Genomic DNA, 21366 nt, shown 5'->3' on the forward strand with positions numbered 1-21366 from the left:
ACCGCTGGGCGGACGGACAGGTGGTGCCAAGAACGTCGCTGGCTGGTCTCCAGACGTAACAGTCGTCGCCCGTTCAGCCCAGCCGCAGGCTGACCAGGGCGGACCTGGTGGTGACCAGGAGCAGGTCCGCCCTCGTGAACGCGGCCGCCACACCGGCTTCGTGGAGCGGCACGTCGAAGGACTGGCCGGTCGAAAGATGCCAGACGCGCACCGAGTTGTCCTGCGTGGCTCGCACCGCGGCGACCCAGCGATCTCCCACTGCCAGGCTTTCCACACCGTTGAGGCGGCCGAGCGCGTACGCGGGTCTTCCGGGCGCATCGACCCACAGGACTTCGTCGTGCATCCATGCCGCACTGATGCCGTCGTAGGACAACGCCAAGGCGCTGGAGTAGCCACCGCGGTACGCCGTGCGGACGGTGGGTCTCGCGGTGCTGTTCCTGTTCCACAGGTGCAGAAGGCCGGTCTCCGTCGCAACCGACAGCACGGTGCGGGCGATGCACACCGCTTTCGCGTCGGGCACGTCGACCGGTTCCTGGAGCGCTCGGCCGTCACGGCCGTCGATCATGTGCAGCACGCCGTCCCCGAGCGCGGCGACGCGGAGGTCGGTGTCGACGGAGACGGCCTCGATGCGCTCGGCTGCTTCGACGGCGATCAGTTCCTTTCGCGCGCAGTCCCAGATCGCTACCAGGCCGGTGTGGGTTCCGAGCACCACCACCGGCTCACCGTCGACGGTCGTCACCGCGCATGCTGATATGTCCCTGATATCGGCGTGTCCGAGCCGATGTGCCACCTCGAACGAGGAGGGGCTCCAGATGGTGACGACCTCGTCGTCGTGGACCGTCACGCAGTGCGCCGCGTCCGACCCGCTATCGACGGCGACGAGGGTGATTTCGTCGGTGTCCTCCGGGCAGGGCCGGTAGCGCTGCACCTCGACCGGCACACCGGTCACCCGCACCTGCTCGGCCAGGTGGGTCAACCCGGCCGCGTGCGCGTGCAACGCCAGCAGGATCGACCGGGACGACCGGGACAGTGACGAATGGCGGATTCGATGCCACACCTCGAGGAGCGGCTCTTTGCCCACCGCGCGCAAAGCTTCGCCGATGGCGCTGCTCGGAGCCGCCAGGAGGAAACTGGCGTCGTCGAGCAGGTCCACGCCCTGAGGCCTGGCGGCCACTCCCGCCAGCAGTTCCAGGTACACGTGATCGGCGGAGTCCCAGTGCCGTTCGTGCCCCCCGTTCGTGGGGATGAGACCGAGCAGAGCGGGGAGCAACGTTGCGTCCGAAGTCCGGTATGCGCCGCCCTGCAGGCTGAACCGCAGCAGCCAGGTGTCCTTCTCCTCGTCGTGCGTGAGGTACCTGCCGAGCCGGCCCACGACGACCAGGACGTCGTCCTCGGTGCACGGCTGGTTCGAGAGCGCTGTGGCGAGCCGCGCCCATTGACGGACCGTCAACGGCTTGCGCAGAGCGAGTGGCGAGAGCAACTGGGAGACCCGGGAGTGCGAGTGGTCGGTGGCGAGCTCCTGTTCGCAGTAGCCCGTCAGAACCCTTCCCACTGCTGGGACCGCTTGGTCGACGTCCCCCGTATCCACCAATGCTCCCGCCGCGTGCGCGGCGGCCTGGAAGGACTCGCAGCACTGGTCGGTCACCTCGTCGAACCTGCGTGCCAGCTCGGCTTCCCTGCTCCGCGTATCAGGTGATCTGGTTGCGCGGAATCGCAGGTAGTCCGGTAGGTCGGCCGCGTAGTCGTCGAGGTCGACCCGTCGTGCCGCCGCCACGGACGCGAGGACGCTCGGAGGACCGGCCACCACCACGCGGAGCCCCGGCCGTTGCGCCAGAGCCACGACCTGATCCAGCACGTCCTGTGTGGGCGGTTCCGTCGCGGACACGTCGACCAGCAGAACTGATCGCTGCGTCTCCGTTGCGGTGTGACCGAGCACCGTGCTCATGGGTGTCAGGCGGCTGAGCGGGAGGTAGTCGACCGCCAAGTCGGACCGCACCCGGCCCGTGCGCCGTTGAGCGACGGGCGGCACCGCTGCCCAGAGCTCCCCTGGACGTGGTGATCTGGGTCCAGCGCAGCAACGCGGTCTTCCCCGAGCCGCGCGATCCGGTGATCACGAGCGGGCCCGGCCGGTCGTCACCCAGGTGCTCGTCGATCGCTGCGAGGGCCTCTCTGCGTCCGGTGAAGTACCAGCCCGGCTGCTCAGCCGCCTCCACGCCGCGCGCGGACCCCACCCAGCTGACCAGACCGTCCGGCAGCTGCCTCGGCATGTGGTGCGGGTCCAGCAGCAGACCGCACGTGTTGTTGGTCAAAGCGATCAGATTGGCCTGCTGGGACGCGGTGTCCAGGTGCTCGTTGATCACGCCGACGAACTTGGTGATGTCGATCTGTTCCTGGTTCCCCTCGGCTGAGGCCAGGCTCGCGGTGAAGGCCTCCGCGAACTTGCCCACCTCCGCGTTCTCCAACCTGCGGGCCGCGGAGATGACCCACAGGTTCGGTCCACGGCCGCTCGTGCCAGACGCCTCGGCTTCCAGCTTCACGATGTTCAGCCCGGCCGTGCCGGACATGCACGTGTCGACAATCAGGAGGAAGTCGTCGAGGACGTGCGTGTTGAGAGCCCAACTGGCCAGGTTGGCCGCGGGGACGAAACGGGCGCTCGGCGTCACTGGTTTGCCAGGGGGCGGTGGCGTGGCGTCCGCCGATGGCAGGAACAGGGTGTTCGGTGTGGAGACGACGCCGTGTCCCGTGTAGTAGACGACCAGGCTCGCCCGGTCGCCGTCGCGGGAGGTCGCCTCCCGCTCGGTCACCCAGTCTTCCAGCGCCTGCTCCAGCTCGACCGGGCCACGCCGGTCTTCTTCGGGCGGCTCGATCTCGGTGTAGCCGAGGTTCGTGAACGCCGCGCGCATCAACGCGACTTCCCGGGTCACGTCGTCGGCGTCGAGCTTCCTGTGGCCGGAGTAGTCCGACAGCGCACCGATCAGGAAGAAGCGCTCAGCGGAGTGCATCTATCAACGCCGTGGCAGTGCTCAGGTTCCGAAGGTATTGGGACGCGTCATGACCGCGGATGATGGTGTTGATCGCCGGACGGTCGTCGATGCGGCGGTCGTACGGCGTCCGCAGCTTCTTCACGAGAGCGACCGGATCCTCCTTCGCCGCCACGTTCACCCACGTCCGCACCGACCCCGGCCACTCGTTTCCGCGCGACAGGGCGGGCGAGATCCGCTTCATGATGCCGGGAAGACCCAACGGGGATCCCAGGGTGATCAGGGTGCGGGCCGGCCACTCCGGATGTGCGCGCAACGCCTCGTACGCGGCGACGCTGCCCAGCGAATGCGCGACCACGACCTTCGTGTCGTCCTCCATCGCGATCTCGATCTCCCGGTGCACGGCCGCGCGGAACGCGGTGTCGGCGAAGTACCTGCGCACCTGCTTGATCAGCCACAGCACCCCGGACGTGGTCGCCGAACCGAAGAACGGGGTGTTCACCAGACCGCGCAGGGCGGTCTGGAACGAAGAGGGAAGACCCAGCTTGTCCTGTCCGGAACCCGCGGGCGCGATCCCGGCTGCTTCGACCATGCCGAACAGGATTTCCTGCTCGAACTCGTCCAGGTCCTCGGGGTCGTCCGCCGTGATCCCGGTGGTGCCCTTGCCGTCCAGGTAGAGGTGCCCGTAGTAGGCGACGCGGACCTCTACGGAGTGCGGATCGGGGTGGTGGTTCTCCTGCAGGCCGATGCGCACCCGCTCGGTCCACTCCCGCTGAGTAGCGGGACCGGTCGCCTGATCACACCAGATGCCGTGCACACCGAGAATGGCAGCCATCGAGCCAGAATATCCGCGGAGCACCTCCCGCGACCGCGGTTCTTCCCAATGTCGTTCGGGACGTACCGGGAAGATCACGATCGCCCAGGTCACCGGTCGCAGGCGGCGCGCCACGCCGCGAGAGACAGGTGCTGCTCGCCGAGGGTCGAGTCGTCGCCGGCGTAGAACCACGTGTTGCCGGTGAAGCGGTTCTGCCTGCACCTCCCCAGGAGAGCGAATCAGACGAACGGTGAACGCATCTGGGACCGCGTAGCGAGGACCGCGTGGGCGACTTCGATCCGTGGGAGAGCAACCGCGGCTGAACGTCCGCGTCCCGCGTGCTCGGCACCTGTACCTACACCGACGGATGGATCTGATGATCGCTGGTGTCGCATCATCGCGTGGACTACCGCTGTACACACGCAACGCCGACGACTTCAAGGGCTCGAAGTCTGATGACGGCAGTGGGAGCCCACCTCAGCGGGCTCCCCACTCGGCCGAAAGTCACCAGCCGCGGGCGCGCCACTCCGCGAGGGACGGGCGCTGCTCGCCGAGGGTCGAGTCGTCGCCGTGACCGGGGTAGAACCACGTCTCGTCGGGCAGCACCGCGAACACGCGGTCCTCGACGTCGTTGATGAGCGAGGCGAAGTTGTCGGGCGAGGTGGTCTTGCCCACACCCCCCGGGAAGAGTAAATCACACTAGCGGTGAACATCGGTAGCCTCTTCTCATGACCGAGGTCGTGGGGATCTACGCGCGCATCAGCGAAGACCCGTTGTTGCAGGAGAAGGGCGTCACCCGCCAGCTTGAGGACGGCCGCGCACTCGCGCAGTCTCGCGGGTGGACCGTTCTCGACGAGTGGGTCGACAACGACCTGAGCGCACTGCGTGGGGGACCGCGGCCTGCGTACGAGGCGCTCATGAAGGCGGCTTCGCGCGGCGAGATCACCCGCATCGTCGCCTACGGCATGGCGAGGCTGTGGCGCAATCGCAAGGAACGCGTGGACGCGATCGAGCGGTTGGCAGCCGCCCGCGTGTCCATCTCGCTGGTGAAGGGCTCCGACATCGACCTCACGAGCGCAGCCGGCCGCATGGTCGCGGGCATCCTCGGCGAAGCCGACACGTTGGAGTCGGAGCTCAAAGGCGAACGCGTTGCCCGTGCCGCCCTGCAGCGCGCCGAGGAGGGCCGTGCGAACGGCGCCGTGGCATATGGGTGGCGGCGGATCTACGAGCAGGACAAGAACGGCCGTGTCCTGAGCTTCACCGACGAGATCGACGAGGCCGAGGCTGCCATCGTGCGCGAGATTGTGGATCGCCTGCTTGCGCGTGAGTCGTTGAACGTGATCACCGCAGACTTGAACGCCCGCAAGGTCCCCACGCCGTACGGCGGCGACCGGTCGTGGGGCACCAGCTCAGTCCGGAAGCTGGCGCTTCGGCTGTCCAACATCGCTCGCCGGAAGCGCGGAGGAGAGGACTTCGGGCCAGCAGCGTGGCCGCCGATCGTGGATCAGGACAAGCACGATCAAGTCGTCGCTCTTCTCACCGATCCCTCGCGAGTGCAGACGCGTGGCGGTGCTCGACAGCACCTTCTGACGTTCGGAATCGGCTGCTGTGGCAAGTGTGGTTCAGCTCTGCGGGTCTCCAACAGGTGGGTGAATCAGCGCCGCAAAGAACTGGGCAAGACACCGCTATACGTCTGCGACTCGCCGTCCTCGTGCGTCGGGCGGCGTCAGGAGTGGGTCGACGATTTGGTGGAACGTGTGGTTGTGCGACGGCTTCAGGAACCCGACGCCCGCGACCTGCTGACTCGGGACGACGTCGCCGCGCAAGCCGCGCGGGAGCATGCTGCCGGTATCCGCGCCCGCCTCCAGGCCGCAGCCGACGACTACGCGGAAGACCTGCTTGATCGCGAGCAGTTCCACAGGATCAACGCAAAGCTCCGGCCAGCTTTGGAGGAGGCTGACCGAGAAGCCATGCGTTTGGTCGTCGGCGTTCCAGGTGACATGGTCACCGAGATAGTTGGGCCTCAAGCACAGGAGCGATGGGAGCAACTGACCGTGCTTCAGCGCAGAGCACTCTTGACGGCTATGGCCGTCACCGTCACGGTTATGCCCTCCCGAGGCGGCCCAGGTTTCAAGCCTGAGTCGATCAAGATCGTATTTGATGGCGACGACAAATTGCTCAGAACGTGAATCCCATCTGTTTGTTAAAAGTCCTGCTGCAGGCTTGCGCATAGGCTAGCGTGAGGGTGGGCAAGTAGATCTAACGAGATGTCTCGTTCAGTTGCCGACGATCTGGATTACTTTCGTGCTTTTTCTGTCGAGTACAGCGAGGGCTGTGAAGTTGCCTGACACTGCGTTGGTTATATCGCCGATGTAAGCCTGCTTGTATCGAACTTCCGAGGCGTAGCTCCCGTGGATTTTAATCAGGCCACTGAACTGTTCGAACTCCATCCTTACATTGAGGAGTGGATCACCTGTGAAGCTCCAGTCTGCCTGCTCCTGTCGCGACATGTTGGCTGGCTGCGGACATTTAGGTGGTGGCGGGACTCGAGTTGTGTTGTCGCACTCGTCGAATACTGCCCTGACAGCAGGAAGAAGATCTTCTAGTGACACGTCTGCGGTGCGCTTGCTTATATTATTTCCGGAAACTGGCGCCGTTCCTTTTATTGGCCCAACAGAGGCCTTCTCGTTCTTCCAGTCTATCCTGGCTTCGTAGCCTACGACGAAGGTTTTTATCTGAGGATCGTCGAAATAGCTCTTATACTCGAGGGACATGATTGCATTGCCTCGGACATTGAAATGATCGTCGCGCCAGGCGATCTGGTGACCGTCGATCGGGTCTCCATGCAGTGACCATGTAACGATCTTATTTGTTGTGATCGAAGCGTCGGCGGCTTGCGGGCAGTTCAATGGCACGGGTACAACAGCCTTCGCGCAGTTGCGAAGGGCCTCCTCGAGTGCGCCGGTAAGTATCTCACTTTTAGCGGAAGGCGGCCTGGCCCCGCTGTCCGTCGTAAATTCCTCATCCGGGTCGTAGAAGCAAGAAACAAGTCCCATTAGGAGGATGAAGGTCAGTGCGGCTGCTACAGCTATGAGGGCCTGCTTCGGCGTCAACTTGGCTGGCGACTGCGGCGAGTTTCCGTCGGGCGCCTGGCTCACGTTGATGATCACGCCGGTGCTGGAAACCGCTCCCGGTCCAGAAGCGGTCGCCGAGCCGGTCCCGTTGACCTTGATCTCGGATGGTCTCATCCGCTCGTGTGCTCCTCGTCCGTACGGGAACTTCGTGTTGTTGATCTTCGATCAGTCCAGTCGGATTCCAGTGTTGGCGTGGCCACCCCCAGTTGCCGTGGCCTTGCCAGTGTTACGCACCTCGACCGAGCCGATCATCTTACTGGTCTTCCCCTGAAGACCTGTGTTGGCGTCGCCTTCGCCATGAGTTTCCGCATCGTTGGTGCCTGAAATGATCATTTGCGATGCTCGTGAGCGGTTGATCAACGCTGCCCAGATCGCAATGCCTACGGCTGCTATGGCGCCTAGGGCTGAGGCGATGGCCGCCACCTTGTTCGCGTCTTCCCAGCGCGCGATGGCGAACCAGAATCCAAGGCCAGCGACCGCGAGGAGAGTGACCACCAGGGAGGTGCGGCCGATGGTCCTGCTGTGATCATTTTTGGTCATGGGATCAATTGTGGCATCGGCGGCGGTGGTGCCAGGTGATTCTGGAGTAGCTGGGTGCCGTTCGGCTCTTCGTATCAACCTATCTAGGCCGAAAGGCTGCTTCTTGATTCTTCGCGTAACGAACAACTGGACACCGAGGCGAGCATCGGGCGACGGTCACTTCGAGACAGCACTTTCACGGTGGATGCGAGTCGCGTTCTGACTACCGGATCCTTGGAGGTGAGCTACGGGCTATCTACTGTGGTCACATGAGTACTCGGGGGAGCTCAGAGGCGCGGCGGGACGCAGTGGTGCGTCAGTTAACCGCGCCCGCCGCTCGCGCCGAGTGCTACTCCGCTCGTGAGATCCATCGACGAGTGCACCTCGTTCGCGAGCTGCGTAAGAGTTCCTAACAGAATGATCAACGTGGTGGCGTGCAGCATGTCGGATGTGGATCATGTTTGACCGTGAGGAGGGGTCAGTCGCCGCCGTGGATCGTCTCGGACGATCTGTGGGAGCGGATCGAGCCGTTACTGCCGGTGGTGCCGCGCAGGCCGCGTAATCCTGGTCGTAAGAGGATGCCGGACCGGCAGGTGCTGTGCGGAATTCTGTTCGTGCTGCACACCGGGATCCAGTGGGAGTTCCTGCCGCAGGAGTTGGGCTTCGGCTCCGGGATGACCTGCTGGCGGCGGTTGCGCGACTGGAACGAGGCTGGCGTGTGGTCGCGGCTGCATGAGCTTCTGCTGGCGGAGTTGCACTCGGCGGGCAGGCTGGACTGGGACCGGGCAGTGATCGACACCTCGCACGTCCGTGCTGCTCGACGCGGCCCAAAAGCGGGCCGAGCCCGGTCGACCGCGCCCGGCCGGGCTCCAAACACCACGTCCTGACCGACGGCGGGGGCATCCCGCTCGCGGTCCTGCTCACCGGCGGCAACCGCAACGACGTCACCGGTCTCGAGCCGCTACTGGACGCGGTGCCCAACGTGCGCGGCAGACGGGGCCGGCCGCGCCGACGCCCGAGGACGGTCTACGCCGACCGCGGCTACGACCACGACAAGTACCGCAGACGCCTGCGCGCCAGGGGAATCACGCCGCGGATCGCTCGCCGCGGCGAGTCCCACGGCTCCGGCCTGGGGACAGTCCGCTGGGTCGTGGAGCGCACGATCGCCTGGTACCACGGCATGAAACGCCTGCGCATCCGCTGGGAACGCCGCGACGACATCCACGAAGCCTTCCTCGGCCTCGCTACCTGCATCATCTGCTACCGCCACGTCCAACGATTCTGTTAGGACCTCTAAGTCCCTTCCACCTGAAGAGATGCAGGCCATCGAGTCGGTATTGCCTCGCGGTCTGCTCGGTGGCTTCGAGGCTTTCGCCGACCGCATCGACGCGGCGAACACGAGGGTTGCCGCGAGTCATCCGAAGCGACTCAGGTTGCTCGCGAAGGTGATGGATCTTCCGTTCACGGTCCACCAAGAGCTGATGATCCTCAGCGAACACGACCCGTTCAAGCGGTCCGTCAGCCGCGACTTCGGCCGCGCGTATGGCCTCGGCGTGAAGCCTGCGGATCGACCGGCGATCGCGCTTGAGGTCGACGCGGCGATGCGACTCATCCGGCTCTTGGTGTTGCTGTCCAGGGCTGCCGAGCAGAAGTTTCCTGTGTCGGTCCTGCTGTGGCTGCTTGACCTCCTCGCCGGTGAGTTCGTCGCGCCGCCGGCCACCGAGCCGTTGCAGAACGCGCCGCCCGCGCGTCGAGCGCGTCCACCAGGTCGACTTGTCGTCGCCGGGCCGCGCGTTGCCCGTGCTCCAGGACGTCGCGTCCCTCGCAGCTCGTTGCAGCGAGGGCCGGGATGGGCTGTGCGCGTTCGGGGGAACGCTGTAGCCGCATAGCGCGTCGCTGGCCTTCCTGTTCAGGAAGGGCCACACCGTGGCAGACAAGACTCCACCTGCTTACGTCCCTGTGTCGGAGGCGGCCGCACATCTGTCCGTCTCCGAGGCCACAATCCGCCGGGCGATCAGGGCCGGCAAGCTCCCACACGTCCGTCTTGGACGGCTCGTGCGGGTCGCCGTCGACGACCTCGACGCGTTCGCGACGGCCCATCGGGTAGCGGGGGTGGCCCGTGACCCGCAGTAGAAGGACACGCGGAAAACCTGCTCGTCACATCGACGACTACGTCGAGGAGATCGTGCGTAGCGCGCCGCCGTTCAGCGCGCGGCAGCGGCTGAGGATTGCCGCGATCTTGTCGACCGGCGACGCCTCAAGTCCGCGTGGCGGATGTCGTTGACCGGCTTGATTTTCGGGGTGCCGGTGCGCGTTGTGACACCGGCACCCCGCCGCTCCCAGCAGGAGTCGCGACAGGAGCAAGGTAGACAAAAAGCAGCCTTTGGCCTCGCTGGCCGGCGGCCGCCAAGCTTGGCTCATCCGGGGGGGATGGCATGGCGCGTAACGGAAGCATCGGGGGATACCGACCGCACGCTCTGCAGAAGCGTGACTTCGCGAAGACAGCACGGTTCAACGAGCCCGAGATGAGTGCAGTCGTTTCAGCCGCAGCGCGAGCACAGCTCCAGGTCGGTGCATGGATCGCAAAGGCAGCCGTTGAAGCGGCTCTCGCCGACAACAACCCGCGGCGAGTAGCCGCGAAGGAGATCGGGCAGCAGCTGATGCAGGTGCAGACTGAACTTCAGCAGCTGCGTCGCGCGAGCGTCCTGCACGGCAACAACCTGAACCAGTTGGCGGCTGTGGCGAACACGACCGGCGAGGTCGGCCTCGCTTCGTCTCGCGTCATCGCGAACATCGATCGAATCGTCGCTCAACTGGATGAGCGCCTGTCCGCAGTCGATGCACTCCTGGCACGCATCGTCGACCGCTTCGAGTCGACATGATCGGAAAGGTGACGCGCGGCTGGAACGTCTACGGCCTCATCCGCTACTTGATGGGACCAGGAAGCACCGAGCAGTCAGCACACACGGATCAGCACGTCTTCGCGACATGGGACGGTCGTCCCGAGGTGCACCAGCCCGAGCAACTTGGAACCGACCGGTTCGACGTCGGTGCCTTGGTCGCAGCTCTTCGGGCACCTGCAGCGCTCGCCGGGGTGCCCAAGCGCCGTCCGCGTGAGGATGACTGGTCAGGCACTGTGAGCCGGGTCCCGAAAGGCCCCGTGTGGCAGTGCTCGTTGCGCAACCATCCTGACGACCCGCTGCTGACGGACGAGCAGTGGGCAGACGTGGTGGCGGACGTACTGCACCGCACTAGGATCGCCGAGCGCGATGATCCTGGCGGCTGCCGATGGGTCGCGATCCGTCACGCGCCTGACCACGTGCACATCGCCGCAGTGCTGGTTCGACAAGACACCGGCGAGCTCGTGCACCCGCACCGCAACTACGACTTCCGGCGTGTGAAGGAGGCGTGAAACGCTGCCGAGGAGCGGTATCGCCTCACAAGTACCGGCGCCGCGGACCGGACGGCGACACCTCGTCCCACTCGCGCTGAGCAGGAGAAGGCCTCCAGGCTCCACGCTGCCGGCCAGAGGCAGACGGACGTCGCGATTCGCATCAGGCTGCGCCGCCAGGTCTCCGGCGCCGCTGCTGCCGCGCGGAACTGGGACGAGTTCCTGGAGTACCTGGAGTTGACGAATGCGACGGTACGCGTCCGTCAAGGTCACCACGGCCGGATCCTCGGCTACTCGGTTACGGACGCCTCCGACTCGGCGTGCCGCACCGCGTCGGGTGATCCGCTGTACTTCGCTGGAGGAAAGCTTGGTCCGGATCTCACCTACTCGAAGCTCATGAGCCGGTGGAAATCGGTGGAGACGACCGTCCCCACCTCGCTGCAGGGGATCGTCGATGAGGTGGTTCTGCCTGCACGTGAGCGGATGCGGCACCGCGGACCATTGAACAAGACCGAGTTCGGACAGCAGGCGATGCAGGGCATCGCTCATGCGGCAGGCGACATGCTGTTGGCTCTCGTCTTTGTCGCCGATGCGGATCGAGTGCCACTGCTGATCGACGCATGGGAGACGTACGCGCGTGCCGGCCGCGTACCCGAGCAGATCCTGCCGCGGCGGTGGGCAGCGGTGTCGCGCAATCTGCGTACGGCTGCCAACCAACTGAGCAGAGCGGGTATGCGTAATCCAGCACGCCAACGGGCCACCCCCGGCCAGTTCATCGCGCTCTTGATAGCGGTGGCAGCGCTCGTCGCGGAGATCGCGGCGTGGCACGAGGCGCATCAGCGCCATGTGGCAGCCCGACATGCTCGGGCCACCCACGGCGTGCTGGTTCAAATTGCGGCAGGACAAACGAACCACACGGAATCATCAGTTCTGGCGTCGCCAATCGCCGCGACGTCAAAACTGCGTCGAGAACTGGCCAAGCGGCCGCCGGTACGAGCGCTCCCGAGCCATCGATCGGCCTATCCGAAGAGTGGTCGCGCGCACTGACGGACTCGTCCACCACCGTCTCCCAGAACTCCGGGCTGGAGCAAGATGTGGTTGGACGAATTCCGCTGGTTGCCGCTCTGGAAGCCGATGCTCGTGTTACTCAGTGGGTGGCGGTAGCAAGGGCGCGAACGACTCGTGGCTTTGCCGTACACGTTCGTGCAGGAGGGCCTGGAGTTGGGTGGCCCTGGCTTCGGAGACGGTGAGGAAGTCCGCCAGGCTCGTTGCGTCGCTGGCCTCGACCTCATCAGGGCTCGTTATGCCGGCCTGCAGCAATGAGAGGTACTGCGCCCGTGTCAGCTCGGCGCCGAGAATCATGCCGAGCTCAACGAGCTCAGCTGGTATGCCGAGTTCGAGACGCACCATGGTCCGCTCAGCCAAGTCGCCCGTTGCAATCTCCGGGTGCAGGAACGCGAACACCCGCATGACGGCCGGCGTCAGGTCGCGCGTGCGGCTAGCCACGGCACGGATCGCGCCGGCGGCTTCGTTGCCGAGGTTGTGTCGCATGAGGTGTTGTTCAGCCGTGCCGAGGGGCATGCTGCTCGCATACAGCAGGCACGCCATGGCCTTCTTCGCCCGAACTGCACCAGCGAGCTGATCGGCGCCGCCGATGCGCAGCATGTTCTGCACGTGCGGATCGACTTCCTGGTACATCAACTCGTGCGGCCATCGTCGGTGTTCTGTGTTCTTGGCCTTTCTGGCAAACGGGAGGTAAATCTCGTCGAGTTCCTTGGTCACCTGAGCGGCGGTGATCAGCGTCGTCGAGTTCGGTGGCGCCGTCACATGGCGCAGCACCTCGACCAGTCGGATGATCGAATCGACGAAGACCCCGCCTTCGCCTGCGAACCGGCCGAGGTCTGTCAGTTGGTAACGATCACCATCAACCAGTTCGATCAGCTGGTGTCGACCTAGCTCGTGCAAGATACCGAGGATGCGGTCTCGTCCCCAGTTCCATGTGGGGTTTGCCTGACGCTGCTGGAATGCGGCAAAAGTGCTTTCCAGGAAGGAGATCAGCAAGTCGGCCTCGACACTGCCATCCGCTCCGGGCTGCAGGGCGGCAAGCGTGCGAAGTACCTGCGTCTTGTGGTCGGTGACGTCGTTGAGGAAAACCGACTTCACGTCCTCGGGCTTGCCTGTCACGTAGCGAGACCAGATCCGCTGAAGGTCCAGACCTCGGGAGCCGATGACGTAGGACTCACCGTGTTCGGCGTATCCGAGCCGACCTGCCCGGCCGACCATGTTCTTGTACTCGGCGACGGTGTACGGCCCACTGAATGGATGGTTGAGGCCGACGATTACGACAGCGGACGCGGGCGTGTTCACGCCCATGGCGAGCGTGGTGGTGGCGACCAGAACGCGGAGATCGGTATCCGGGCGACGGAACTCCTCTTCGAGGACTTGCCGCTCGTCACGGGTGAGGTCGGCGTTGTGGAAGCCGACTCCGCCGGCGAGGGTCTGGTGTAGCCGCTCGGAGGACGTCGAAAGGTCACCAGAGGGCAATGAGTTGAGTGCAGCCTGCGCCGGCGGGAGACCGAGCTGGTTGGCCAGGTAGCTAGCGCAACCGAGCGTCTCGCCCTTGATTTCTCGGAAGACGATGACCTGCTTGCGCTCGCTGACGAGCTTGGCCACCAAGGGGATGACCAGATCCTGGCTGCTGTTCTGCCCGCTCCATAGCGGCGTGATCACCTTTTTAGTCTTGGACAGCCCGTCCTCGTCGAGGTAGCGGTATTGGCCTGAACCGTCGATAACGCCCTCGACCAATGGGATGGGTCGTTCCTCGTGACGAAGCTGTCGTCCGTCGAGCCAGCGCTCCAGACCGCCAGTGTCGCCAATGACGGCCGACAGACAGATGATCTGAGGGCAGATTCCTGCGGCCCGACGACTTTTGATCAGGGTCAAGACGAACTCGAGGTTCGCCCCGCGGCCTGGATCGACCAACATCTGCACCTCGTCGACAACGATCGTGCCGACTTGGCGCAACAGGTAGGGGTTGGCCAGGATCATCGTGCCGAATTTCTCATAGGTCATCAGGCAGATGTCGTAGCGCCCGCTCATCAGAGCCGCGTTGTCGTCGCTGATCTCTCCGGTAGACCGGATGGTCACGATGCCGAGGTCGTCGTACTTGCGCGAGAACTCCGCGTACTTGTCGTTCACGAGCGCACGCATGGGCAGCAGGAACACAGCACGCTGATGATCTACAGCGCCACGGAGTGCGGCCAGTTCACCGACCATCGTCTTCCCTGACGACGTCGGGGCGGTGACGAGCAGATTCTTGCCGTCGAGGACACCGAAGTCGTTGATCGCGGCCAGTTGCAGCGCGTTCAGGCCGGGAATCGCCTGCGCCCAGGTATCCAGAAGTACCTGCGGGACTCCATAGGACGCCAGGCTGTCCAAGTCTGCAGTTGCGGGCTGACGGACGAACTCCGGAAAAGCCGCGGCATACCGGGCGCCTGGAGTGAGGATGGGCCACGTTGGCGACCCGTTCAGACTGCCTCGGAAACAAGGGTGCTGTTCCTTGCGCAGGGCTGAGGACGCGTCGGTCACCCTACGTGTGACGTGTTCGAGAAGTCTGTACACGTCGATCTTGCCGCCGCTCACCACCTCGGGCGCGCCCTGCAACGCGGTCAGCAGTTCGTAGGTCAGCAAGCCGTGACCGAGTCCGGGGTCCTCGTAGGCCCGCTCATTCGGCGCAGACGCTGCGAGAACGATCCGTCCCTTACCGGCGATCTGTTCAAGCATGCCGAGCTCAGACTCAAGGTTGCGGGCCTGCACAGGCGCTGTCAGCGCCTTCGCCCCGAACCCTCCTGCGAAGCAGCAGTCGAGGATGCACACCAACGTTGCTGCCGGGATCTGGTTCAGCAGTTCTGCCAGGTCCTTGAGAGGCAGCCCAGTTTCCTCAAGCCGCGACAGATCCGCATCGTAGGGCGCCAGCTCGTGTGTTGTGCTGCCATGGCCCGAGAAACTGACGACGACCAGATCTTCTTCACTGCTGGTAGCGGCCAGTCGCTTCAGTTCCTCAACGATCTTGGCTTGGGTCGCATCCGCATCGGTCAACAGCACAGGGTTGCCCTGGAAGCCGTCGGCGAATAGAGCATGCAGAGCGGTCGCGTCTCGTACCGCTGAGGTGAGGAAGCCGATGTCAGCCGCTTGGTAGCGGTCGACTCCGATGAACGTGCCGTGGAACCGCATGCTCCGGGTTGTCCTCCTCCGGGATCTATACCGCCGGCATTTCGCCAGACACGGTGAAGAGCAGTTCTCGTGCCGACGATTGCTGGTCGGTCAGTAGCACGTTGCGATATCCCCGGTCGCTGAGACTGCGGGCGTAGGCAACGAAGTTGCCTGTGGGCTGTGGGACAGCCGGTGCAGCGTGGTCCCGCATCTCGTATGTCCAGGCGTCGTCAACCAGTCGGACACACGCGATCCCGTGTTTCTTCGCGTACTCCAGCGCGCCTCGCTGGAACCCGCTCGCGGCGACGACGACGCCCTTGTGTGCCCCAGTCGAACGCAGCTTGTCTTGGAGCACTTGGACATCCTGGCGCTCAACCGGGCGGGAATGCCGTTTGCATTCGAAGAGGATCAGGAAGTCTGCACCCATCAGCCTGAACCGGGCTGTCACGTCGATGATGTACGTGCCGTCCATACCCTCGACAGGGTCCAGGAGTTTGACCTTCCAGTCGATGACTTCGTGGCCAGCGTCTTTGACGATGTCGGCGACGGCGCGCTCGTACTGGGCCGGGCTCAGGGTAAACGTCGGCAATCGATCGAAGCCGTCCTCAACCGCCATCAGATCGCCTCTCGTGAGTGCGCCTCAACGTCGGCAACCAGTGTTCCGCAGCATGAGCGCGTAGCTGTCCCGACACGCCACTCGTCAAAGGACTCACCTCTGGGGCGCCCGTCTCCTGCGGACAGTGTCCAGCAGGCGACGGGGCCAATGTTGATATGGGTGGGACCCAAGAGCGATCAGAGTGAGACGACCAGCCGGATGAACTGCTTGTCGATGATCTGGCCGCCGGTGAGTGCCTCGTCCGGCGTCCCTGCACGGTAGGCAGCGATAGTCGGCTGAGCCGCGCGATCCTCACCCCAGGTACGGATTACGGCGCACAGCCGTTCCGCGAGCTGCTCTCCGATGGGGCCGTGGCCGATTGCGCCGAGCTTCCCAGCGCTTGTTCTGCGCGTTGGGCTCGGGGTTCTTCAACGTCATATATGCCAACGATTCGTCGTCGACCAAGGCGACACTGCTATACCGGAAGGCGGGCTTGGCCAGTCCAGCCTCGACGGCGTCGTTACCGGCGCAGAAGCGCACCGTCCCCGGCTCGACGGCGGTGACCAGCGGCCAGATGAGGTCGGTGGACTCCATGGCCATGATCGATGTGCCGGACCACACGGTGCTAGCAGGCGTTTCTAGAACCCCCTGCAGGGCACCGAGATCGACAGGCTGGTCAGGGTCCCAGTACAGCAGGACGTCGTCGGCGATCTCGCCCTTCTGCTCGCCATTCTGGCCGTCGCCGATCATCGGGATGAAGCCGCATAGCTGGCTGTCGGTGGCGCGCAGAACGCCGTTGTCTTTGACGAACGCGACGCTGCGAGTCTGGCCACGCCAGGTCAACGGGACGACGAGCCGGCCACCAAGAGCGAGCTGGTCGAACCAGGCCGGAGGCAGGTCCCAGGGGCCGACGGTGACGATGATGCGGTCAAACGGGCCGTTCTCGGGGTCGCCGAGCGCGCCGTCTCCGGTGATGACGTGCACGCGGTCGTAACCGGTAGCGGCGAGTGCTCGCTGGGCGTGCTCGGTGACGTCAGGGTGGATGTCGACTGTGCTGACGTGACCGGTCTCGCCAACGAGCTCGGCGAGCAGGGCGGCGTTCCAACCGGTGCCAGCGCCGACTTCCAGGACGCGTTGGCCGGGACGGGCATCGAGCTGGTTGAGCATCATCGCGACGACGGTGGGCACGGAGATGCAGCTGGCGGGCCTACCTCCGGGAGGACCGGGCTTGATGGTGATGGCCCGGTTGGCGTAGGCGTCCTCGATGCTCGCGTCCGGCACGAACGGGTGGCGGGGAACCGTGCGCATGACCCGCTCGACCTCGGCCGACATCGCCTGGCTGTTCTCCACGATGTGGTCGACCATCCGGTTGCGCAGGTCTTCGGGCTGGGTTTCCGTGGTGGTCATCCCGTTCCTCTCGTGTTCGGTGGTGCGGTCTGGTGCGGCGAGGAGCAGGCACGCGTCCCAGTGGAACGCGGGCTCGGTCGCCGAGTACAGGGCCAGTGCGACTCCGGTCGCGCCCTCCAGCAGGCCGTCCCCAGCCAGTGGCCGGTGATCGCGCAGGTGCTGTTGGAAGCCGTTGTGCAGCCGCGGCAGGAGTGTCGCGAGTTCGCTGCCGGGGCCAGCGTCGTCAGCGGCGCGGCGGACAGTCTGGACCAGTCCGGCCCAGCCGTGGCACAGCGACGCGCCGTCGAGCTGATCGAGCTGCTGTTGGTCGGTGATGCACGATGCGAGCGAGTTCTCGGCGCTGCGCTGCCGCTGGTGGTCGCCGAGGGCAATTCCCGCGAGCTGCTGTGCGCGGGTAATGCCGGGGGTGCCGTAGCACCACGACGGCCGTTGCGGACCAACCTGGCTGGTTGTGCCCGTGTGCCACTCGTGCAGGCTGATGGTGCCCGGCCACCACGGTGTGGTGCGGGTACCGAGCTGCCAGCGATCGAGCACCCTGCAGGTCTGCTCGATCGCCTCGGTGTGGCCTGGCACGGTGATGCCGCTGATTTTGGAGATCGCCAGCAAGGCCAATGGCCCGGTGACGCCATGGGCGATCGACAGGTTGGCATGTCCGCCAGGCCACCGCGGGCAGGGGCGATCGGCGGGTTCGTTGCTGGTCCACCAAGCGGGCAGCTGCTCGCCGTCGAACGTGATCGGCTCGCACACCAGCCGCACGAGGTAGGACAGCACGTGGTGTAGCAGCGCGTCGTGTCCGGTGTGTAGCAGGTAGGTCCCGATCCCGGTCAGCCCGTTGATCAGGTCGAACTCACGCAGACGGGCAGGGAGTTCATCGTCGATGCGTCGGTGTGCTGCATCGAGGCGACGCCGCGTCAGGCGTGAGATGTGCGTGTCGAGAGTATGCAGCGGGCGAGCATAGGCAGGGTTTCCCGTGGCGCGCAGCACGAACGCGACGGCAGGCGCGCCGTTGAACAGGCACGCGTCGGGGTGAGCGACGAGCGGGCTGCGGGTCATCGCCGTGATCCACTGACGTGCGGCTGGCCAGTCGACGAGGCCGGCGTGGGCCTGGCCGACGTGCAGCAGCGCGATCCCGGCCGCGCCGTAGGACAGCGATTGTCCCCAGGCGGGAGCGGGGTCGTGGTGTGGCGGCGCGGTGGGTGAGGTTGTTGGCGTCATTGGGAATCGCCGCCTTGCTGCAATGCCCGCCAGGCCAACGCGGCGTGCCTGGTGAGGCGATTGCATAGGCGCTCGTGGTCAGGATTGATGCCGATGGCCCGGTTATGGTGCATGTGCAGCAACGACTCCAGCGCGGAGTTGATGTCGATGCCGGTGACGGGGCGCAGGTGTCCACAGTAGGCGGTCAAGGCGTCGGCGCGGGCCTGCCAGGCCTGCTCGACCGGTTCCGTCCATCCGGGCAGCTGCCGTAGCGCGGTCAGGTCGACCGAGATCCGCATCGCATCGTCGAGGATGTCCCGTGCGATGGTGACGGCGGGCGCGGTGCGGTTGATCAACCAGTCGGCTGCGGCGCCAGGCGTGCCGAGAAGCCCGCGGACGATGCCGACCATGTTCGCCACGGCCAGCGCGGTGGGGTTGACCGACTTGGCGGGCAGGGCACGGAGCATGGCGGCGACCAACCGCGAGTCGGCGGCGAAGACGTCCTCGGCCGCTTCCAACGCCGCGCCGTGCCCGTAGCGGCCGATCTCGGGCTGGTAAGAGGCGAACCGAACGTCCGTGATCAAGCCTGCCTGCCGCACCCTCTGCGCCCATTCCCCTACCGCGATCGTGCACGCAGCGTAGTGCTCGGCTGTGGGGCGAAGACGTAGCCGGAGGTGATCGGTTTCGTGTCGGCTCTGGTATCGCACGAACCACCAGGCGGTGCCCTCGGGAAGGGTCTTGAGCAGCTGCGGCAGGCGCGTCGTGAGGATGCCGTCGATACGCTCCGGGTGGGTGTGGGTCTTCGCGGTGAGCCAGGTGGCACCGGGGTCGCAGGGGAGTTGACCATGCTGGTTGGTGACCTCGGGTAGCGGACCGCACAACGGGGCGGGAGCAGCTGGACGGGTGGTGACCAGTGGCAGCGCGATCTCGTGAGCGTGGCCATCAATCCAGCCGTAGTCGGCCACGTCGGTGGCTTCGTAGAGGATCGCCTGGCCGTGCTTTACGAGGTGGTTGTGCAGGAGCGTGGCATGGACGGGCTCGTCGAGACTCAGCCGCAGTGTGCGGTCGGCGTCGCGCAGTTCCACCACGTCCGGGCAGTTCCAGCGTGTCCGCCAAGCGGCGAGCAGCTCGTGCCAGCCCTGCGGGCCGGTGCCCTCTGGCGGCAAGTCGGTGGTGGACAGACGCCACTGCGCAGGGGACAGCACTATGCGGCCGTAGCGCGCCCGAGGCAGCGCTGGCAGGGTCACATGTGGACCCCAGTCGAACTGGTACCAGGAAGCGCTGAACGCGCGCGGCAGCTCGGCCAGGAACCGCGCCAGCGGATGCGGCTGCTTGTCCAAGGCGAGGGCGTGGAACACCTGCGGCTCGACCACCCGACGCCGTGAGCGGCTGACCAGGAAGAGCCGGTCGCGGGTTGCGCAGACAGCCAGGTCCTCCAGCGGAATCAGGGTCGCGGGGTCGTCGTGGCCGCGGTGCTCGCCCAGCGGGATCACGTGGTCGAGGTAGGCGGGCACCCGGCAGACATTCTCGGCGGCCACGAACTTCGGGCCGAAGCTCAGCTGCGCGCGCAGCGCTCCGTCGGTCGCGGCGGGGAGCGCCCGGTAGGCCTCGGCGAGACCGGACCCGGTGGCCATCGGGGTGAACCGGCTGGTGAGAGTTCCAGCGGAGCGGGCCGGTGCGACGGTGAGCATGAACTCGCCCCGGTTCAGCGCATCCACACTGGCGCAGTGCACGCGCGCGGCCAGTTCGACGTGCGGCGGTATGTAGCGCTCGTCGAAGTCCGGGGAGGTGAGTACAGCGAGGTCGTTGTCGGACAAGACAATCTCGCGGCTGCCGTTAGCCATTGCCTGCCATGCCAGTGCCAGAAGTCGTTCGTCGCGTGGCCCGAGTGCGACGGCGGGAGCGGAGCGCAGGCTGCCATGGAAGCGTGCCGGATACCCGAGGCCGGCGTCGGGCGAAACGACCTCGAGTAGCGGCACCAGCGTGCCAACGCCATAGCGATCGGTGAACTCGGCCTGATACTCGCGCCAGGCTGGGTCACCGGCGGGGTGGCGGGTGGTGCGCAGTAGCGCGCTCGCGGCGGCGGCTATCTCCTGTGCGACCTTGATCGGCAGCTCGATTGTTTTATCCAGCAACAGATCCGCGGCGATAGGCGTTCGTCCTGCCGAGGACAGCGTGCGCATGTGGCTGATCAGTGCTGCGCGGGCCTCGTGCTGTTCAGCACCCGAGGTCGTGGGCGCGTTGTGGTGGCGCAGCTTGGCATGCACCGCGTCAAGCTCGTGCAGCAGGTCTGCGATCTCGGGCAGTTCGGCGGCGTCCGTGTCGTGCAAGACGGTCAGCACGTGGGTGAACGGGTCGGTGACCGTGAACGGCGCGCGCAGGCTGGTCAGCAGGAATCCAGGCCGCACGAGTAGAGCGGTGATGCTGTCGCGAACCTTGAAGCGGTCGGTGGTGAAGTCGTTGGCCAGCTTGTCGATGAGGTCGCCGAAGCGCATCGGTGTTGCTGCAGCCTCCCACGCGGCAAGGATCGCAGAGGTGCACAGCAACCTTGCCCGGTCCGTTCCCCGCGGGAGTTCCAGCCAGTCACCCCGGCGCACCGTGAGATCGTTGACCGTGACGTGCAGGCGCTCCAGCAACTGCGGGCAGGACTCGGCCCGCGTGATGATGTCCGCCAGCCACTGCGCGTCGGCCCGCGCTGCGGCCCGGTGCTCCGTTCGCAGCTCGACCCGCCCGGCCGCGGTCAGTGTCACGGGAGCAACGCCGGCGAACAGCCCGAAGGGCGTGGGCCGTCCGATGCTGCGCAGCACGTAGCGCACGGCGGACACGGTGGCGCTGCGAACCTGTTTGTCGGACATGGCGTGCCCGGCGCGGATGTCGTTGACGCGGTCGGCCAGCGACGGGCTGGCCTGCCGCACAGCCGCGGCCAAGCCATCGCGTGCCCACATCCGGTCCAGCCATGCCCGGCAGGAAGCGATGTCGGTCAGGTCGGGCCACTGGTCGGGAGCACTGGTCAGCGGTGTAGCCGAGGCTCGCAGCAGCGCGACCCCAGTGTGCCGATACAGCGGCTTGTGGTCAGCGTGACGCATCCGTTCCTCCAGATGTGACAACGAGAATGAGTG

At 65.6% G+C, this 21366-nt stretch carries 16 protein-coding genes and 1 pseudogene; 7 read left to right on the top strand and 10 right to left on the bottom strand.

Annotation, left to right across the window (positions count from 1 at the left end):
* Positions 1 to 73: 73 nt before the first annotated feature.
* The 4 genes and pseudogenes from ACVDFE_RS15685 to ACVDFE_RS15700 form a co-directional block, all read right to left on the bottom strand.
* A complete protein-coding gene (locus ACVDFE_RS15685; protein ID WP_458430866.1) occupies positions 74 to 1552 on the bottom strand; it encodes a WD40 repeat domain-containing protein in 1479 nt (492 codons plus the stop codon).
* 136 nt (positions 1553 to 1688) lie between these two features.
* Positions 1689 to 3002, bottom strand: coding sequence for a hypothetical protein (locus ACVDFE_RS15690; RefSeq protein WP_458430867.1), 1314 nt, complete (start codon positions 3000 to 3002; stop codon positions 1689 to 1691).
* On the bottom strand, positions 2989 to 3816 hold the full coding sequence (locus ACVDFE_RS15695; protein ID WP_458430868.1) for a hypothetical protein: 828 nt from the start codon (positions 3814 to 3816) through the stop codon (positions 2989 to 2991). Before ACVDFE_RS15695 ends, ACVDFE_RS15690 begins: the two co-directional genes overlap by 14 nt.
* 483 nt (positions 3817 to 4299) lie before the next feature.
* A pseudogene (locus ACVDFE_RS15700) lies at positions 4300 to 4491 on the bottom strand (MBL fold metallo-hydrolase); the annotation flags it as partial.
* A 32-nt stretch (positions 4492 to 4523) separates the two neighbouring features.
* Between ACVDFE_RS15700 and ACVDFE_RS15705 the strand changes: the two are divergent.
* Positions 4524 to 5984 carry a recombinase family protein gene (locus ACVDFE_RS15705; RefSeq protein ID WP_458430869.1) on the top strand — a complete coding sequence of 487 codons (1461 nt, stop codon included), beginning with the start codon at positions 4524 to 4526 and terminating at the stop codon, positions 5982 to 5984.
* Positions 5985 to 6071: 87 nt separating this feature from the next.
* Here the strand turns inward: ACVDFE_RS15705 and ACVDFE_RS15710 are convergent, their stop codons facing one another.
* Entirely contained in the window at positions 6072 to 7043 is a 972-nt protein-coding gene (locus ACVDFE_RS15710) for a hypothetical protein (RefSeq protein WP_458430870.1), read from the bottom strand.
* Between the two features lie 51 nt (positions 7044 to 7094).
* Entirely contained in the window at positions 7095 to 7469 is a 375-nt protein-coding gene (locus ACVDFE_RS15715) for a hypothetical protein (RefSeq protein WP_458430871.1), read from the bottom strand.
* A 446-nt stretch (positions 7470 to 7915) separates the two neighbouring features.
* Between ACVDFE_RS15715 and ACVDFE_RS15720 the strand changes: the two genes are divergently transcribed.
* The 6 genes from ACVDFE_RS15720 to ACVDFE_RS15745 all read left to right on the top strand — a co-directional run bounded on the left by ACVDFE_RS15720 (position 7916) and on the right by ACVDFE_RS15745 (position 11886).
* Positions 7916 to 8736 (top strand): IS5 family transposase gene (locus ACVDFE_RS15720; RefSeq protein WP_458430872.1). Its coding sequence is split into 2 segments (ribosomal slippage): positions 7916 to 8276 and positions 8276 to 8736, totalling 822 coding nucleotides; the frame shifts between segments, so codons are not numbered across the junction.
* 28 nt (positions 8737 to 8764) lie between these two features.
* A complete protein-coding gene (locus ACVDFE_RS15725) occupies positions 8765 to 9337 on the top strand; it encodes a hypothetical protein (protein WP_458430873.1) in 573 nt (190 codons plus the stop codon).
* A gap of 70 nt (positions 9338 to 9407) precedes the next feature.
* Positions 9408 to 9581: a helix-turn-helix domain-containing protein gene (locus tag ACVDFE_RS15730; protein ID WP_458434343.1), complete on the top strand. Its 174-nt coding sequence runs from the start codon at positions 9408 to 9410 to the stop codon at positions 9579 to 9581.
* Positions 9582 to 9973: 392 nt separating this feature from the next.
* Positions 9974 to 10330, top strand: a complete 357-nt coding sequence (gene mobC / locus ACVDFE_RS15735) for a plasmid mobilization relaxosome protein MobC (RefSeq protein WP_458430874.1) — start codon at positions 9974 to 9976, stop codon at positions 10328 to 10330.
* Positions 10327 to 10860, top strand: coding sequence for a hypothetical protein (locus tag ACVDFE_RS15740; protein WP_458430875.1), 534 nt, complete (start codon positions 10327 to 10329; stop codon positions 10858 to 10860). Before mobC ends, ACVDFE_RS15740 begins: the two co-directional genes overlap by 4 nt.
* 216 nt (positions 10861 to 11076) lie before the next feature.
* Positions 11077 to 11886, top strand: a complete 810-nt coding sequence (locus ACVDFE_RS15745) for a hypothetical protein (RefSeq protein ID WP_458430876.1) — start codon at positions 11077 to 11079, stop codon at positions 11884 to 11886.
* A gap of 96 nt (positions 11887 to 11982) precedes the next feature.
* On the opposite strand, the gene ACVDFE_RS15750 is transcribed toward ACVDFE_RS15745, so the two are convergent.
* The 4 genes from ACVDFE_RS15750 to ACVDFE_RS15765 all read right to left on the bottom strand — a co-directional run bounded on the left by ACVDFE_RS15750 (position 11983) and on the right by ACVDFE_RS15765 (position 21333).
* Positions 11983 to 15072 carry a DEAD/DEAH box helicase gene (locus tag ACVDFE_RS15750; RefSeq protein WP_458430877.1) on the bottom strand — a complete coding sequence of 1030 codons (3090 nt, stop codon included), beginning with the start codon at positions 15070 to 15072 and terminating at the stop codon, positions 11983 to 11985.
* Between the two features lie 25 nt (positions 15073 to 15097).
* Positions 15098 to 15667: a restriction endonuclease gene (locus ACVDFE_RS15755; protein ID WP_458430878.1), complete on the bottom strand. Its 570-nt coding sequence runs from the start codon at positions 15665 to 15667 to the stop codon at positions 15098 to 15100.
* Positions 15668 to 15958: 291 nt separating this feature from the next.
* Positions 15959 to 18268, bottom strand: coding sequence for a methyltransferase, FxLD system (gene fxlM, locus ACVDFE_RS15760; RefSeq protein WP_458430879.1), 2310 nt, complete (start codon positions 18266 to 18268; stop codon positions 15959 to 15961).
* Entirely contained in the window at positions 18265 to 21333 is a 3069-nt protein-coding gene (locus tag ACVDFE_RS15765) for a lantibiotic dehydratase (RefSeq protein WP_458430880.1), read from the bottom strand. The genes fxlM and ACVDFE_RS15765 overlap by 4 nt, the downstream gene beginning before the upstream one ends.
* Positions 21334 to 21366 lie beyond the last annotated feature (33 nt).

It is taken from the genome of Lentzea chajnantorensis (assembly GCF_054300775.1).